Consider the following 18,116-nt stretch of genomic DNA (forward strand, 5'->3'; position numbering starts at 1 on the left):
TACGTGACATATGACTGAAAATAAAAAAAAGCCAACGGCAAAAAAAGCACCCGCAAAAAAGGCGACCACGAAAAAATCGCCAGCAAAAAAATCAGGTGTCAAACGCGTTAATGCCAAACAGAAATCTCATTCTAAGTGGAAGACCTTTTGGTCATTTTTTTGGAAACTGGCCTTAATTGGTTTAGTGATTGTTTGTTCATACGGTATTTATCTCGATCAGATTATTGCCCGAAAATTCGAAGGGCAGAAGTGGCACTTACCTGCACAAGTATTCAGCCGCTCAATGGCAATATATCCAGGAGCTGCCATTAACCATCCGCAGTTGATGTCTGAGCTTAAACTGCTTGGTTATCGAAAAGTCGCTAATCCAAGACAAGTAGGTGAGTTTTCGGCATCCAGCACTAAAATCGAATTATGGCGTCGACCATTTTTACACCCAGAAGGGGATCAAGCTGCTCAAAGAGTGATGATTACCTTCGACAGTCAAGGTGTGTCATCAGTACAAAGAATGTCTGATAAACGTCAAATGGCTGTGTTTCATTTAGAGCCGGTATTGTTAGATCGGATCTTAGCGTCAGGTGGCGAAGATCGATTATTTGTCCCAACCGAAGAAATGCCTCAAGCGATTGTTGATGCACTTATCTTGGTAGAAGATCGTAGTTTCTACGAGCATCATGGGGTGAATCCTTTTGCAATTGCCCGTGCGGCGATTGTTAATATAACCGCAGGTCGCACCGTTCAAGGTGGCTCGACTTTGACTCAACAACTGGCTAAAAACTTCTTTTTAACCAGTGAACGCTCAATTATACGTAAAATTCGTGAAGCCTTAATGGCGCTCATCATCGACTTTCGTTACAGCAAAGATGAAATCCTTGAAGCTTATTTAAACGAAGTTTATATGGGCCAAGATAAGTCCCGTGGTGTTCATGGTATGGGGCTGGCATCACAGTTCTATTTTGGTCGTCCGATTGCTGAATTAACCGTATCTCAACAGGCATTTTTGATTGCAGCCATTAAAGGGCCTTCTTATTACAATCCTTGGCGATCTCCTGAGCGAGCTCAAAACCGCCGAGACTTGGTGCTGCGTTTATTGATGGAAGACGACAAGTTAACGGTTGAGCAATATAAAGCAGCTGTTGAATCGCCGATTGGCTTACGCGACTTTAATAAGTCAGTGCACCAAAAATTGCCTGCTTTCTTCGCTGTGGTTAAAAATGAGTTGCGTCGCCGCTATGGAGACAGCTTATTGCAACAATCTGGGGTGAAGGTATACACCACGCTGGATCCTATGGCGCAAGACGCAGCTGAAAAAGCGGTAGTCGCCACGATGAAAACTCTCGATGAGCGAGCAAAGAATGTTCAAGTAGGCATGGTGGTTACCGATAAGTACACCGACGGTATTGCGGCAATGGTAGGTGATAGAGTGCCAAGCTTTGACGGCTTTAATCGTGCGGTAGAAATCCGTCGTCCGATTGGATCCTTGGTGAAGCCATTCGTGTACGCTACAGCACTCCAGCAAGGCAGCAAGTATAACTTGGCCTCACCAGTTGCTGATAAGCCAATAACACTACAAAATGGTCAGGGTAAAACGTGGTCGCCACAAAATGTGGATAGAACATTCAGAGACGAAGTGCCACTGTTAACCGCATTTAAAAATTCTATGAATGTTCCAACCGTGAATGTGGGGATTGAGATTGGGGTAGATAATGTGGCTAAAACCATGACGAGTGCAGGTTGGAGCGAGGCCATTCCACGCTACCCATCAATGTTATTAGGGGCGATCAATGGCTCACCGTATATGGTTGCTCAAGCTTATCAAACCATTGCGAATAATGGCCGATACCGTCCACTGACATCCATTACCGCTGTGTTAGATACCAATAACCAGCCGTTAAAAGTGAGCCGAGAAAGAGCCACCCAAGGCATGGAGCCTGCAACCGATTACCTTGTGCAATATGCCATGAATCAAGTGGTTAAAAATGGTACGGCGAAACGCTTAGGTCAAGCATTCCCGAATGTGGATTTAGCTGGTAAAACAGGTACCAGTAACGATAGCCGTGACTCCTGGTTTGCAGGCTTTGATGAACGAAATGTGGCGGCAATTTGGGTGGGACAAGATGATAACTCTAAAACGGGTTTATATGGCTCAAGTGGCGCGATGGCAGTGTATCAAGCCTTCTTGAAGCAACGCCCTCCGTTAGGTTTGCGCATGACACCAGCTGATGGGATTACCCAAGGTTATTTTGACCGAACAACGGGTGTAGCTAAACAGTCTGACTGCGATAATGTGGTCGCAATACCAGCAAGAGTTGATAGCTATCAGCCGATTGATAATTGTGGTGAAGAGCGTTCTTGGTGGCAAAAAATTATTAATTAAACAATTTAATTAACAATTTTTTGAATCAATAAGTGAATAGGACAACTCTGCAAATGGGTTGTCCTTTTTTGATCTTATCAGCCAATTGCATCATTAAATTGGCTATTAGTACATTTTACTTTCCTCAATGACGTTTACATTGTAAGTGTTATGTTTATGATTTTTATAGTTTAAGTTAGCTTACTTCCTGCTGAGCTTCAGCTGTTGTCCAATTCCCTTAGTAAAAACATGGTTAATTTGTTTTTAATTCATTCACTTAGCTTTTTGTGGCTTAGAGATATTTAATTTAGATTATGCTTAAAAAATATTGCGAATAAGATGAATTATCATTATCATTTCATTATTGTTTACGTAATGAATTGTTAACATCTTGGCTTTGAGCCGGTAGCTTTTGTATCAAGGGAATAATATGCAACTTAATAAAACAGTTTTAGCGACGACTATCGCGCTTTCATTAGGCTTACTTACCGCATGTGGCGGTTCAGATTCAGATTCTTCTGATACAGGTACTACTGAACCAACAAACGCAGCACCGACTGATATCTCTCTTTCTAATGCTACCGTTGATGAAAACATGGCGGGTGCGACTGTTGGTACGCTAACTGCTACTGATAGTGACTCTGGTGATTCACATACTTTCACATTAACCAGTGATCAGTTTGTTATTGATGGTACAACGCTAAAATTGATGGATGACGTAACGTTAGATGCTGATTCTGCTGAAACGACAGAATTCACCTTAACTGTTACAGCTACCGATGCTGCTGGTGAAACCTTCAGTAAAGATCTTACTGTGACAGTTAACGACATCATGGATCGTTATACTTTCGACAGTAAACTGAATGATGGCGAATCAAGTGTTTCATACACTGGCCAAACAGCACGTCACATTTTAATTGCAGAATTAAACCAGTATATTTCTTCTACATTAGAAGCTGAAATTGATGACAACGAATTAGCGACTAAAGATGAAGTATTAGCCAAACTAAACTACTTCTTTAACCCTGATGAAGAAACGCAATACCCTGATTTACCAATTACTTTCTTCGATAATTCTAAAGACGGTTTACTGTCGGATATCACTGGTTATAAAAACTTAACGGGTAAAGTTGCAGGTAATGATACAGGTGGACAACACGAAGATTGGAACAATGGTGCATTTGCTGGTTGGGGCGCGAAAGGCTCAACAACACCTTCTGCATTAATCGACACATTATTTGATCGTTTAGCTGATAACGCAGTGGCTAAAATCAATGGTGAAGTTCGCCAAGATGTATTGGGTAATGACATCACAAAAGTATACCTTGATGAAAACGGTGTCGATTTAGCGCAGTTAATTCAAAAGTTCCTACTTATGTCTATCACTTACTCTCAAGCTGCTGATGATTACTTTGGTGCAGATACTGAAGGTAAAGGTTTAACAACAGACAATATTAACCCTGCAAAAGATGGCGCAGCTTATACCAACCTTGAGCATCAATTTGATGAAGGTTTTGGTTACTTTGGTGCAGCACGTAACTACCTTGAATACAGCGATGTAGAAATTGCCGGTAAAGTAACTGATGATGAAGGTCGTGCTGACTGGAATGGTTCTCAAGATACAGATGGCGACGGTAAAATTGATTTACGTTCAGAGTATAACTTTGGCCAATCTGTAAATGCTGCAAAACGTGATTTAGGAACAGCAGATAACGCTATGCCTACTGATTACACTATGCAAGCAATGGAAGCCTTTATTGCTGGTCGTAAAATCATTAATGACAATGTTGGTAGCGCATTAACTGATGCTCAAATGACAGAGCTTGAAACCCATGCAATGGCAGGTGTTAAAGCTTGGGAAAATGCTATCGTTGCTACTGTTATTCATTATATCAATGATGTTTCAGCAGATTTAGAGCCACTAGCAACAGGTGGTGACAGCGCTGATTTCAATTACGATGACTTATCAAAGCACTATTCTGAAATGAAGGGCTTTGCACTAGGTTTACAGTACAGTGAGTACGGCGTAATCAGTGATGAAGATTTTGAAACCATGCATGATTTATTTGGTATGGAGCCAGAATTAACCGGTGATGTTGATGGCTATATTGCTGATTTAGAAGCGGCCCGTGACATTTTACAAGCAAGTTATTCTCTTGATGCAGATAACGTTGCTAACTGGTAAATCCTATTGTGATATGACCTCATAGAGGTAAAAAAGCTTGGCGTTGAAAAACGCCGAGCTTTTGTCGTTTTTAGAGTAAGGGAATTTTATGAAACCACAGCATTCATTTTCAGCATTATTTTTAGCCATTAGTGCGACATTTTTAGTGGGTTGTAATGAAAGCACAAGCAGTGATGCTGGTGTCGATTACGGCAATAATGGTGATACTTCTTCAGATTTTGATCAGCGCGCATTAATTACTAATATCGTTGATGGCGTTATAACGCCGACTTTCCAGCAATTTGCCGCGAAAAGCTTAACCCAGGCAAATCAAATCGAAGCGCTTTGTGTTGCTGAGTTAGGTAATCAACAAGGTTCGGTTGACGCTGCAGGGTTGCAAGCCGCCACTGAAACTGCTCAACAAGGTTGGCGCTCTGCTATGGACCAATGGCAGCGCGTTGAGGTGATGCAAATAGGGCCGCTATTAAATGATGATGGCGCATTAAGAAACAAAATATATTCTTGGCCAGTGATGAGTCGTTGTGGTGTCGATTTAGATGTCGTTTCTTATGAAAATAACGATATTAATGGTGTGCCTTACGATATTTCAGCGCGTACACCTGCTCGAAAAGGCATGATAGCACTAGAGTATTTATTGTATAACCCAAGTCTAGAGCATAGCTGCACAGGAAGTGTCACTCCTGAAGGTTGGGATAACCGCACTGATGAGTCTCGTCGACTTGCCCGTTGTGAATTTGCCGCAGAAGTTGCTCGCGATATCAATGTGAATGCAAACGTATTAGTCACTGAGTGGAGTGGTGATGATGGCTATGCAGCCACGTTAAAATCCGCTGGTGAAACGGGTAGTAGCTTTGCCACGGTTCATGAAGCCGTGAATAAGCTCAGCGATGCATTATTTTATATCGACAGTGTCACCAAGGACGGCAAGATAGCAACGCCACTTGGATATTTTGCCAATACTTGTGGTACCAGTGTTTGTCCGCAAGATGTTGAATCCCCTTTATCAGCTTACTCCATAGAAAATATTGCCAATAACCTCATTGCTCTCAAAGCTCTGTATGAAGGCGAAGATGGTTTGGGTTTTGATGATTACTTAGTCGATGAAAACGATGCAGCTACTGCAACCTTGATTACCCAAAGCATTGATGCAGCAATCGCCAATGCGCAAGCCTATCAGCTCAGCCTAGCTGAAACATTAACAGCCGATGAACAGCAAGTTATTGATACTCATTCGGATGTTAAGGCTGTCACCGATACGCTTAAATCAGATTTTATCAATACCTTAGCTTTAGAGTTACCACAAACATCAGCTGGAGATAACGATTAATGAACCGTTTATTAATGACTAAAAAGCTGGCGTTAGTGTTGGCGATACAATCTTCTTTGGTTAGTTACAGCGTAATTGCTGCAGAAGATGAAGAAAAGGCCACTAGCAACGATAGCTATATGGAACAAATGCAAATTATCGGTCGCGATCAAAGCTTAAATAAAGCCACAGGTTCAGCGACGTTAATTGATGAGTTAGCGCTAGAGCAATTCAAGTTTGATGATATTAACCGGGTGTTATATAGCGTGCCTGGGGTCAATATTCGTGAAGAAGACGGTTATGGTCTACGACCAAATATTGGTTTTCGTGGTGCAACACCTGAACGTAGTAAAAAAATTAACATTATGGAAGATGGGGTGCTTATCGGCCCTGCACCATATTCTGCGGCTTCAGCTTATTACTTTCCTATGACGGCAAAAATGACCGCTATTGAAGTATTTAAAGGTCCAGCTGCGATTAAATATGGCCCTAATACCGTTGCGGGTTCGCTCAACATGGTGACACGCGCTGTACCGCAAGATGCTGAAGGATTAATTGATGTATCTACAGGAACCGATGGCTTGATGAAAGCTCACGGTTACTATGGCGATACTTTTGATAACTTTGGTTTTTTAATTGAAGGCATTCACATGGAGGCCGACGGTTTTAAAGAACTTGATGGCGGCGGTGATACTGGATTTGAAAAAAATGATGTCATGGCTAAATTACGCTACAACCTTGATGGCGATACAGTCGATCAAGTGTTCGAGCTAAAACTGGCTTATGCTAACGAAACCTCAGATGAAACCTACCTAGGTTTAAGCGATGACGACTTTGCTGCTAACCCCAATAGACGATATGTGGCGAGCCAATTGGATAACATGGATTGGACTCATACCCAGTTCCAATTAAACCACTTTGTCACCAATGAACATTTTGAGCTGACCACACGTGTGTATCGCAATGACTTTGAACGTGCATGGTATAAGGTCAATGGGTTTAAAGGTGGTTTAGTTAATCGTAGTTTACAAGAGATCTTAGCCGATCCTGATAAAGACGAAACCAACCAACGCTTTTATCAAATATTAACAGGACAAGAAGATAGCGTTGCTGAATATGAAAAAATGACTTTAGGTAATAACGATCGAACTTATTTTACCCAAGGTATTCAGGCTGATTTGAACTGGAATATGGATTTACTGGGCTATAACAACCATTTTGAAGTTGGGGCACGCTTCCATCAAGATCAAATCGAGCGCGATCACACCACTGATGATTATCTAATGCGCAGTGCAAATCTAGTGACTGACGGCGAGCCGACTAAAGCGTCGACCACTGATAGAGAAAGCACAGATGCCATTTCAATCTATTTTCAAGATACCATTAGTATTAATGCATTAGATATTACTGCGGGTGTTCGTGGTGAGTTTATTGATGCGGAATATCAAAATCGTGCACCAGGTGCAGAGGAAGACTACTTAAATAAAGAGACCAGTATTTGGTTACCGAGTTTAAGTTTATTCTATGCCTTGTCAGATGAGGCGGGATTATTATTTGGTGTGCATGAGGGCTTTTTACCTACTAGCCCAAAACAAGATCCGTCAATTGAGACCGAAAGCAGCGTTAATTATGAGTTAGGTGGCCGTTATAATGATGGCAACTTTAACTTAGAAGTTATCGGCTTTTTCAATGACATTAGTAACCTAAAAGAAGGTTGTCAGTTCTCAAGTTGTGGTAGCGATGATGATACTGAATTTAATGGCGGCGAAGTTGATGTCATTGGTTTGGAGCTAACTTCAGGCTACGCGTTTAATATTAATGATAGCTTAGAGCTTCCTATTTCAGTTTCTTATACCTATACCGAGTCAGAATTCAAAACGAGCTTTAGTTCAGGCTTTGATATGTGGGGCGAAATTGAAGCAGGAGATGAATTACCTTATCTACCCGAGAATCAAGTTTCATTGAATTTAGGCTTAGTAAGCAATCAGTGGGACGTTAATATGATTGTTCGCTACATTGGTGAAATGTTGGAAGCGTCAGGGGAAGGTGTGGTGCTTTCTGGCAGTAAAACTGAAGCGTTAACAGTGGTCGACATGTCTGCAAGCTATAACTTTAATGAATATGGCCTAGTGTATGTCAAAGCGGATAACGTATTTGATACTCAAGAGATTGTTAGCCGTAGACCTTATGGCGCAAGACCGAGCAAACCACAGCAATTTCAAATCGGTTATCAGTATCGTTTTTAAGCTTTATTCGATAATGTATTGCTCACGATGGATTTAAATAGATCGTGAGCGATAAGTGGTTTCGAACTTGAGGTTAGTATGTCAGTGGTAGAGTTTTTATCGAGTAATTTTGTGGAGTTAATAGGGTATCCATTAGATGCAAATAAGCGCATTTTTGGACTATACCTTGTTGGTGCAATTTTGCTGGCTATCCCTGTTTACTGGCGAATGAAAACACCTAAATCAGTGATTGGCTTTGGTCGGTTCTTGTTTCCCAAAGCCATTTACTTATCTCGCTCAGCTCAACATGATTACTTACTTTTAGTGTGTAATAAGCTGATAAAAGCTATATTATTTGCACCGCTATTATTCACTATGGTCCCTATTGCTTTAGGGTTAAGTGATTTTTTAGAGTTGTTGTTTACGCCTATTGAACCATTAACGCAAAACCTGACAATTATCATCACTGTATTTACGATTCTATTGTTTATTCTTGATGACTTAACCCGTTTTTTATTACATCTAGCACTCCATAAAATCCCATTTTTATGGGAGTTTCATAAAGTACATCACTCGGCCTCTGTGATGACTCCTTTTACTATTTACCGCACTCACCCCGTTGAAAGTTATTTGTATGCCTGTCGGATGGCATTAACCCAAGGGATTGCTGTAGGCATTGGTTATTACTTATTTGGCCCAAATTTGAAAATGTTTGATGTGCTGGGCGCGAATGTGTTTGTGTTTTTGTTTAATGTGTTTGGTTCAAATTTACGTCATAGTCACATTTGGCTGTCTTGGGGGGATAAGATTGAAAACTGGTTTATCAGCCCAGCCCAGCATCAAATCCACCATTCAATTGCAAAAGAGCACCGTGATACTAATCTCGGCTCTGCATTATCGCTATGGGACAAACTTTATGGCAGTTTAATTAAAGCATCTAGTGTTAAAAGCTTAACCATTGGTGTTTCAGGTCAACCGGGCCATGACACGTTAATGGGGATTTATATTAACCCTTTCAAACACTCGTTTGGTCAATTAAGCCGGATTGTTAAGCCTAAAAAAGCATCAGATGCAGAATAGTTTTATGCTTTTCATAAGCTTGTGTATATTGTAGTCATCGGCTGAGTGTTTTAGGTTTTTTCTAGTACACTCTATGCCATAAAAAGCCCAGCTCATCGAGAGAGGGATTTCTTTCACGATAAAAGAATGGATGTATATGTTTTTGTCACCTTATTATGCCAAGCAAGATCAGAGCGTGTTTATTTCAGCCCAACAAGCGAGTGATTTTGCAAAACTCGTCGCTGAAGACTTTAACCCTATTCATAATGTCGGTGCGAAACGTTTTTGTGTTCCAGGTGATTTGTTATTTGCCTTAGTGTTAACCGAGCTTGGCTTAAGCCAAAATATGCAGTTTAAATTCGCAGGAATGGTAGGTGATGGCGTAGAGCTAACCCTAGACAAGCAAGCTGGCGAACAATTCAGTATTTGCGATACCAAAGGTAAAGAATACCTTCACATTGAGCGTCAAGGTGAAGTATGCCAATGCGATGTTCAAACCGCAGCGTTTATAAAAAGTTATGTGGCTTTTTCTGGGCTTAACTTTATTCATGTCTTAGTGCCGATGATGAAAGAGTACGGCATGATGATTAACCCAACACGGCCTTTAGTCATTTACGAAAGTATGTCATTTCATTTAGATACGTTTGATTTCACTGAAATGAACTTAGAGCTAATAGAACAGCATATGGACATTAATGGCAAACGTGGTGATGTCACCTTAAAGTTCGCTTTAAAAAGCGAAGGCAAGGTTATCGGTACGGGAATGAAAACATTAGTTCTGAGCGGTTTACGTGAATATGATGAAGAGCAAGCACAACAAATGTGTCACACCTATGAAAGCAGCAAACTCAGCTAATGAGTTGTTAGCCATCACAGTTTCACGTTATAAAAGAGCAGCCTAATCGCTGCTCTTTTTTGTGGGCGTTTTCATTTGAAAAACGTTGCTTTATTCCATTAGTGAAAAGCGATATTCCGTTTTTACGCTAAGCTTGAGGTAGGATAAAATTTAGTACAAGCATTGTGGCGTTTCTCGAACAGGCAATGCGATATATTTAATTTCCGCTTGAGGCATTCAAATGAAAAAATTACTACTGATTTCACTTACCTTTTTTGCTTTCTCTGCAAGCGCAAATATCATTTATGATAAAACGGGCGTTGATGATAAAGATTTTGTTTATGACGAGCATCAATGCACTGAAATGTCCCAACAAGTACAAAAAAATACCAGCTCTCGTGGCGTAGTGAGTAGCGCTGCAAAAGGTGCTGCAGTTGGCGCAGCTGGTACTGCAATTGCTGGTGGAAGTGGCTCTGATGGCGCTAAAATTGGTGCTGGCGTTGGGGTTGCATCAGGATTATTAGGTGGTTCTCGTGACAGACGAGCGAATGAAGCAAATTACAAAGCAGAAAAAGAAATGGTTGTTCGTAACTGCATGGCGAATCGCGGATATACCATTTTAAACTAATCATGTTTTAGTTTTATTTTATTACGCACTATAGAAAACCATGTCGAATGACATGGTTTTTTTGTTTAAGTAGTCGGCATTTTATTTATGGCTACAGTAATTATGACTAGTGTATTTTGCAGCTTAAATCTGCTTGCTCAAATTGGCTAAAAATAGCTTCACCTTGATGAGTCCAAAAACTGAAGTTTTGTCCTTGGTATTTAGCGCCTGATGCAGTGCGAGTTAACAATGCTAAATTAGTGGCTTTAATATAATTTGAGGTGGGCGTTATAGTTAGCATGGCTGCGGGTAGGGTTGTGTCATTATAAAAATAAGCGGTGATTTTTGTAAGAGTATCATTAGCTTTCAAGCCGCATTCATACTGAATGGGTTCAGGTACTTCAAATTCAGCAGCAGCAATTTGTAACTCAGTTAATCGAGTTTCATAAGATGATTGCACACATTGTTTAATATCTGTGGCTTTCCAACAATCGTTACGCCCTTTAATCCAGCCTCTTTGAAATGCTTTAAAATTTGCTAGCTCATCGTTACCTATTTGATTGATCGCTTTTCGGTAAGTTTTAGATAACTGCACATCTAGCTTCGCTAATTGATCGTCTTTGCAAATTAATAATTCGACTTGTCCTTGAGCTTTTTGACAATCAAACGCAGGAGATATGGTGCCAGAGGCAAACACTGAAAAAGAGAATAATGCACTACAAAAAGTGAGTGAAGTGAATAGCGAGTTCTGAATACGCATCGTTTATAACATCCTGTTCTAAATCTCTTATAGAACAAATCATAGCGTATTCAGATTTAATTAGTACAGTTTTTAAGCGTTAGTTATTGATACTAAATTTATGCTTTGGTACTGATGATATGCCCTGCATTTCCAACAGGTTGCGGCTGAGGCTGAGTAGCTTCGATTAATTGCATTGCCATTTGCCCTTCGACCTTTTGCTGATTTTTAGCCATAACAGCGACTTTTAAACTGCTGCCTGAATCGATATTAGTTGGCATTGATGATGGTGCATTAACAGATAAAGACATGGGGGCTCACTTATTAAATTATGGCTATTCAATACGACATGTAGATAGCTTATTTTGTTATCGACCCTCCATTAAAACTCTGAAGTGTATTTTACTAATTTTTCCTAAAATGGGTATTACCTTGCGCGCAACTAAAATATACTAAGAGTAAGTTAACATCATATAAGCTAAACAACTTAAAAATTAAGGAGCGATCATGAGCCACGATATTGATCCCTTAGCACTAGAAAACCAAGTGTGTTTTGCCATGTATAGTGCTACCAACGCACTTATTCGGGCATATCGTCCGTTACTGGATAAGCTTTCACTGACCTATCCACAATATTTGGTGATGATGGTACTTTGGAAAGAGTCTGGTATTAGTGTCAAGATTCTTGGTGAGAAACTGCATTTAGACTCAGGTACGTTAACACCACTCTTAAAACGTTTGGAACTTAAAGGCTTAGTGATCCGTGATCGCAATAAAGAAGACGAACGGGTTAGAGTGTTGCACCTTACAGAAGAAGGTCAAGCCTTGCATGAACAAGCTAAAGACATCCCCGAATTAATGCGTTGTAAAGTGGGCGGTAATAGCGACGAACTGCGTCAATTAAAGCAGTTAAGCGAAAAAGCGTTAAAACATTTACAAGGTTAAACTAATTTACACTTCTGTCATAAAAGTTAAATTAAACTGTCATATACTCTAAATTATCATACCCATTAATCTCAATATTGACTTGAGCACAATCCTTATATAAATGGAATTGGAAGTAGTTTGATTATGTGGCAAATTTTCACCCGTTTTTTAGCATTAGGTTTTATCAGTTTTGGTGGCCCAGCAGCGCATATCGGTTACTTCAGGCAAACCTTTGTTAAAGAGCTGAACTGGCTGGATGATAAGCGCTATGGCAGTTTAGTGGCCTTAAGCCAATTTATGCCCGGACCAGGATCAAGCCAGGTAGGTTTTGCTATTGGCTATCATCGCGGCGGCCTTGCTGGCGCGATTGCCGCTTTTGTTGGTTTTACTCTACCTTCCTTTTGTTTATTATTTTTGCTGGCAGTTACCAGTGCTCATTGGCTTGAAACCCAAGTGATTGGCGGGGTTATTCATGGCCTGAAATTACTGGCTGTAGTGGTAGTTGCTGATGCAACACTTGGGATGTTCGGTCAATTTTGTCAACGCAAAACCGCACGCATGTTAATGGTCGCTACAGCGGCAAGCATTCTCTTATTTCCCTCGTTATTAACCCAAATCCTGGTGTTGTTAGTTGCAGCCATCATTGGTTTAGTGGTGCTGACCAAAGGCGAAAATATTACCCCAGAAAACACACCGATTAAGTTGAACTACGCTTGGCTGAGCGTATTTATATTGGGTTTATTAGCAAGCTTTTACTTTATTAATCATACCGGCACTTTAGGACAAATTTTTGCCCAGTTTTATCAAGTAGGTAGTTTAGTTTTTGGTGGTGGTCACGTGGTACTGCCGCTACTTGAAGCCAATGTCGGCGAAATGGTGAGTTCAGATCGCTTCTTGACGGGTTATGCTTTAGCACAAGCGGTTCCTGGACCTATGTTCACCTTGGCAACCTTTTTAGGTGCTGACCTATGGCTAGAGCAACCTATATTAGGTGCTATTGTCGCGACGTTAGCTATTTTCATTCCTGGCTTTTTATTAATGTTGGTGGGATTAAAAAGTTGGCATGCAATTAGTGAGCGCCCAGCCATTTCTGGTGCGATTGCTGGCGTGAATGCCGCTGTCGTAGGATTACTGTTAGCAGCACTTTATAGTCCAGTATTTACCTCAGCAGTCGTCGAACCCATTGATATGGCGATAGTGTTAATTGGCTTTGCGGTACTTAAAATTGCCAAACCTAATATCGTGTTGTTAGTGCTAGGTTTCGCACTAACAGGAGCACTGATAAGTTTTCTCTAATGGCGATAATCTAATCAAAAAACTATGGATTCGCTGTTAACAACGCATTCAAAAAAGGCAGCGTAATCGCTGCCTTTTTTGTTTCCTTTAGCTTAATACCTCATGAGTTAAGCAAGTTCCACCTGAGCATGTTCAGTGCTTTCCATGCTTATAACACTATCGATTTTGGGCTTGGACACTAATTCTGCTTTCACTGCGCACACCTTAAATTCAGGTATTTTTGCCACAGGGTCAATGGCATTAATGGTTAATTTATTGGCGGCGGCTTCTGCAAAATGGAACGGTAAAAATAATACGCCAGCTTGGGCACGTTTAGTGATAAAAGCGCTAATTTCAATTTCGCCGCGACGAGTTGATAGTTTCAAATTATCACCATTTTTAACGCCCAATTGTTCTGCATCAAACACCGAAATCATGACTCGCGGTGAACCTAATGTGTCTAAACCTTGGGTTTTACGACTTAAAGTGCCGGTATGGAATTGCTCCAACAAGCGACCCGTCGATAATATCAATGGATACTCTTCATCGGTAGGCTCCGCTGGACTCCGATGCTCAACGGCGGTAAATAAACCTTTGCCTTTAATTGGGCCAGCTAGATGCAACACTGAAGTGCCCGCATCTTGCTCATTCACACATGGCCATTGAATGCCTTTGCTAGGTTTGCCTTGTGCATCATTGTTGAGCCTGTCCCAAGTGATGCCTTGATACTGCGGCGTAACTTGGTTTATCTCATCAGTAATGGCTTGCTCGTTAGCATAATCCCAATTTGCGCCCATTTTGTTGGCAATAGCATCAATGATTTTCCAATCTTGTTTAGCTTGCCCTGGTGGTTTTAGCACTGGTTGCAGACGCTGCACACGGCGTTCGGTATTAGTAAAGTGGCCGAGCTTTTCAGCAAATGAAGCTGCTGGTAAGACAATATCAGCCATTTGAGCGGTTTCAGTCAAAAAGATATCTTGCACAATTAACAATGGAATTTTCTCCAAGGCTTCAAGTACGTGAGCTTGGTCGGGATCGCTAAGTACAGGGTTTTCACCCATGACATAAAGCGCATCGACTTTATCGTGGCTGATAGCATGCATCACCTCAGTAGCGGTTAAGCCCACATTTGCAGACAGTGTGGTGTTCCAATACTGCTCAAACTTAGCCTGAACTACTGGGTTATCGACTTTTTGGTATCCAGTGTAATACTGCGGCAATGCACCCATGTCACAGGCACCTTGCACATTACTTTGACCACGCAGTGGATTAATACCTGCGCCAGATTTCCCTAGATTGCCACAAAGCATTTGTAGGTTAGCAATCGCAGTCACATTGTCATGGCCAGAGGTATGTTGGGTGATGCCCATGGCGTAATAGATAGCCGTTTTATCGGCAGTGCCAATCATTCTTGCCATTTTGGCAATATTATCTGCACTGATACCAGACACTTTTGCCGCATTTTCTAAGCTATATTCAGCTTGTAGAACTGTAGTCATCACCGTATCAAAGCCTTCCGTGTACGTGGCAATATAGTCGGTATCATGCCAATTATTACGGATTATCTCGGCCATAATGGCGTTAATTAATGCCACATCGGTGCCCGGCTTTTGAGCCACATACAGCTCGGCTTCATCAGCAATTGATACCCGTTTAGGGTCTGCCACCAACAAACGAGCACCATGATGGCGAATCGCTTGTTTGATTTTTGATGCAATGATTGGGTGAGCATTACAAGTGTCGGAGCCCAAAATAAAGATCAAATCAGAATCTTTGATCCCTGGGATATCCCCTGTCATCGCGCCGCTACCTAAACTTTGCTGCAGCGCCGATACCGTACTGGCATGGCATAAGCGGGCACAATGATCGACGTTATTGGTGCCTAACACACTGCGGACAAACTTTTGCAATAAATAGTTATCTTCATTGGTCGCTTTTGCCGACGCTAAAGTGGCAATGGCATCGCCACCTTTATTGGCTTTTACTTGGCTGAGTTTATCTGCAATGGTGTCGATGGCTTCATCCCATGTACATGGAATTAACTCACCATGTTTGCGCATCAACGGGGTGGTTAAGCGCTGCTCACTTTGAATAAAGTCATAACCAAAGCGGCCTTTAACACACAACATGCCTTCGTTGACGTCTGAATCGTTACTGCCTTCAACGTGGCAAATTTTGCCAGTCGATGGCGATACGCTAACGTTAATACGACAACCGACACCGCAATAAGTACAAATGGTCGATGTGGTTTCAACTTGCTCAGTACTGCCTTGGCGTTTATCTCTTGCATCGACTAATGCACCTGTTGGGCAAACTTGTACGCAGTTACCACATTGCACGCAATCACTGTCGGCCATGCTCACGCTGAATCCGACTCTTGGTGCTTGGCGTTGGGTAGTTTCGTTAGTACTGGATACTGGCAGGGCTTGAAAGCTGTCTTTTTCAAATCGAATAGCATTGTGGCCACTTTGCTGGTCACATGCATCGACACACTTGCCGCAGCTTATGCAGCGGTTAGCATCAAATTGAATAAATGGACTGGTTTTGTCTACCGCAAATTGTTGCATACTGGTGGTATCCAGCGCTTTGGCATCCACATGATACTCAGTGGCGTAATCACGTAATTTACAATCAGTATTAGCCTGACAAGCACACTCTAAACAACGTGCGGCTTCCTTCATTGCCTCACTATGTTCAAAACCTTGTTCCACTTCATTAAAATTAAGTTGGCGTTCAATGGCTGTGAGTTCAGCCATTTTGTAGCGAGCTTCAGGCTTGGTACTCGGGTAAAGTTCTGCACCAAGCCCTGTACTTAGTGAAGCTGTTTTCGGGGCTTTAGTGGCATTAAATTGTTGTGGCGTTAGCTCACAGCTTAAGCCTTGATTCAATAGCTTATCAATGGCAACAGCTGCTTTACGTCCATCGCCAATCGCGGCGACGGCAGTAGCTGGGCCTGTGCGGGAATCACCAATCACAAACAGTTTATCGACGCCCGCAGACATGGTGTGTTCGCAACCTATAAAGGTATTCCAGCGGCTTAAGGCGATTTCTCCGCTAGTTAAGAAACTATCAGGGTGCTCTAAAAAGCTCATGTCTGGCGTTTGTGATACCGCTGCAATCACGGTATCAAAGGCTTCAGTGAACTCTTCCCCTGTTGCTTTTGGACTGCGTCTTCCTGATGAGTCTGGTTCACCTAACGCCATCTTGGCTAATTTTATGGCACTGACTTGGCCGTTACTGTCACTGATGTTTTCGACGGGGTTGGTTAAAAAATGGAACTTAACCCCCTCAACTTCAGCCTCATGAACTTCATATGGCTCTGCTGGCATAGCGTCGCGAGTACGACGATAAATTAACGTGACATCATGCCCTGCGCGCACCGCGGTGCGGGCGCAATCAATCGCGGTATTGCCACCGCCAATGACGGCCACTTTTTTACCGATTGAGTAGGTCTTTTCAGTGCAGTAATCTCGTAAATAATCCACGCCTAAATAACAACCGTTAAGATCGCTACCTGGGTAGTTCATTGGCACGGCTTTTTGCGCGCCAATGGCCAAGCAAACCGCATCATAATCGTCAGTTAACTGCTTTAAATGGACATCTTCACCCAGTCGGGTATTGGTTGAAATCGTTAACCCATTAGCGGTTAATAAGGCGATTTCTTTATCAAGGATTGCTTTAGGTAAACGGTATTCTGGAATGCCGTAACGCAGCCAACCGCCAGCTTGCGGCATGGATTCAATAATGCGGACTTCATGGCCTTGATTTGCTAAAAAGTAACCAGCGCTTAACCCCGCTGGACCGCTGCCAATAATGGCGACCTTTTTACCCGTATCCGGCTTACGCTCAAGTTGATAACTATTTTCGTCAGCCAAATCTAAATCTGCAGCGTGGCGCTTTAATTGACGAATAGCAACGGGCTCATCCACTAAACCTCGGCGACATTCTGTTTCACAAAATGCAGGACACACGCGGCCAATAGATAAAGGCAGTGGTAAGGTTTGCTTAATCACTTTGATCGCTTCGGTGTGGTTACCTTGGGCGATATGATGCAGGTAACTTTGTATATCAACACCAGCAGGACAGGCTTGCTGACAGGGCGCTTCACAGTCAGCAAAATGATCAGACAAAATATGCGTTAATGCTTCACGGCGAAGTTCACTTAATTCAGCGGTCTGGGTGGTGACTTGCATGTTGTTGGTGACAAGGGTTTTACAAGCCTTAGCTTTGCGACAACTGCCATCGTTGTTTTTAATATCAACAACACACAGATTACAGTCTTGTTTGTGTTGATTATCTTTAGAGTTCGAGTCACATAAGCTAGGTATAATAATGCCTGCTTCCTGTGCAGCTTGTAGAAGATTCCTTTCACTATTAACCGACAAAGACTTGCCGTCTATTTTGAGTGTAATCATCTTGAAGGCCTTGTTAGAGTTATCGTTGGCTTTAAAAGCCTTTTATTAGTTCTACAAAATATACTGATTTAGAGAGGAACAGAATGAAGTGAGATGGCGGGTGACTTTTTTTGCAAAGTGCTTCACGCTCAGTGTGGTTTTTGTGCACTATGTAGAGATGTTGAGGATGTAAACTTTGATATCGATC

Annotated in this window: 12 protein-coding genes; 9 read left to right on the forward strand and 3 right to left on the reverse strand. The window is 41.9% G+C overall.

Going from position 1 to position 18,116, the window contains the following annotated elements; translation table 11 throughout:
* Positions 1-10 precede the first annotated feature (10 nt).
* The 7 genes from mrcB (at position 11) to K5Q58_RS02745 (ending at position 10,594) form a co-directional block, all read left to right on the forward strand.
* Positions 11-2,377, forward strand: coding sequence for a penicillin-binding protein 1B (mrcB, locus tag K5Q58_RS02715; protein WP_220752268.1), 2,367 nt, complete (start codon positions 11-13; stop codon positions 2,375-2,377).
* Between the two features lie 409 nt (positions 2,378-2,786).
* A complete protein-coding gene (locus tag K5Q58_RS02720; RefSeq protein WP_220752270.1) occupies positions 2,787-4,541 on the forward strand; it encodes a DUF4856 domain-containing protein in 1,755 nt (584 codons plus the stop codon).
* Positions 4,542-4,629: 88 nt separating this feature from the next.
* Positions 4,630-5,868, forward strand: a complete 1,239-nt coding sequence (locus K5Q58_RS02725; RefSeq protein WP_220752272.1) for an imelysin family protein — start codon at positions 4,630-4,632, stop codon at positions 5,866-5,868.
* Entirely contained in the window at positions 5,868-8,093 is a 2,226-nt protein-coding gene (locus K5Q58_RS02730) for a TonB-dependent receptor domain-containing protein (RefSeq protein ID WP_259651206.1), read from the forward strand. The genes K5Q58_RS02725 and K5Q58_RS02730 overlap by 1 nt, the downstream gene beginning before the upstream one ends.
* A gap of 84 nt (positions 8,094-8,177) precedes the next feature.
* Complete coding sequence (locus K5Q58_RS02735) at positions 8,178-9,152, forward strand: sterol desaturase family protein (RefSeq protein ID WP_220752326.1); 975 nt, start codon at positions 8,178-8,180, stop codon at positions 9,150-9,152.
* A gap of 136 nt (positions 9,153-9,288) precedes the next feature.
* The gene (locus K5Q58_RS02740) at positions 9,289-9,987 is read left to right on the forward strand and encodes a DUF3581 domain-containing protein (RefSeq protein ID WP_220752274.1); all 699 of its coding nucleotides are present in this window, start codon (positions 9,289-9,291) and stop codon (positions 9,985-9,987) included.
* 220 nt (positions 9,988-10,207) lie between these two features.
* The gene (locus tag K5Q58_RS02745) at positions 10,208-10,594 is read left to right on the forward strand and encodes a glycine zipper family protein (protein ID WP_220752275.1); all 387 of its coding nucleotides are present in this window, start codon (positions 10,208-10,210) and stop codon (positions 10,592-10,594) included.
* Positions 10,595-10,700: 106 nt separating this feature from the next.
* Here the strand turns inward: K5Q58_RS02745 and K5Q58_RS02750 are convergent, their stop codons facing one another.
* On the reverse strand, positions 10,701-11,333 hold the full coding sequence (locus tag K5Q58_RS02750; protein ID WP_220752277.1) for a lysozyme inhibitor LprI family protein: 633 nt from the start codon (positions 11,331-11,333) through the stop codon (positions 10,701-10,703).
* 98 nt (positions 11,334-11,431) lie between these two features.
* The gene (locus K5Q58_RS02755) at positions 11,432-11,623 is read right to left on the reverse strand and encodes a cytoplasmic protein (RefSeq protein WP_220752279.1); all 192 of its coding nucleotides are present in this window, start codon (positions 11,621-11,623) and stop codon (positions 11,432-11,434) included.
* A 196-nt stretch (positions 11,624-11,819) separates the two neighbouring features.
* Here K5Q58_RS02755 and K5Q58_RS02760 point away from each other — a divergent pair, with 196 nt between their 5' ends.
* Both K5Q58_RS02760 and chrA read left to right on the forward strand, forming a co-directional pair.
* Positions 11,820-12,257, forward strand: a complete 438-nt coding sequence (locus tag K5Q58_RS02760) for a MarR family winged helix-turn-helix transcriptional regulator (RefSeq protein WP_220752281.1) — start codon at positions 11,820-11,822, stop codon at positions 12,255-12,257.
* A 126-nt stretch (positions 12,258-12,383) separates the two neighbouring features.
* Positions 12,384-13,535, forward strand: coding sequence for a chromate efflux transporter (chrA, locus tag K5Q58_RS02765; protein WP_220752283.1), 1,152 nt, complete (start codon positions 12,384-12,386; stop codon positions 13,533-13,535).
* 107 nt (positions 13,536-13,642) lie between these two features.
* Here chrA and fdhF read toward each other — a convergent pair whose 3' ends face one another.
* On the reverse strand, positions 13,643-17,929 hold the full coding sequence (fdhF, locus tag K5Q58_RS02770) for a formate dehydrogenase subunit alpha (protein ID WP_220752285.1): 4,287 nt from the start codon (positions 17,927-17,929) through the stop codon (positions 13,643-13,645).
* Positions 17,930-18,116 lie beyond the last annotated feature (187 nt).

Origin of the sequence: Shewanella sp. KT0246, from assembly GCF_019654955.1 — a bacterium.
Classification (GTDB): domain Bacteria; phylum Pseudomonadota; class Gammaproteobacteria; order Enterobacterales; family Shewanellaceae; genus Shewanella; species Shewanella goraebulensis.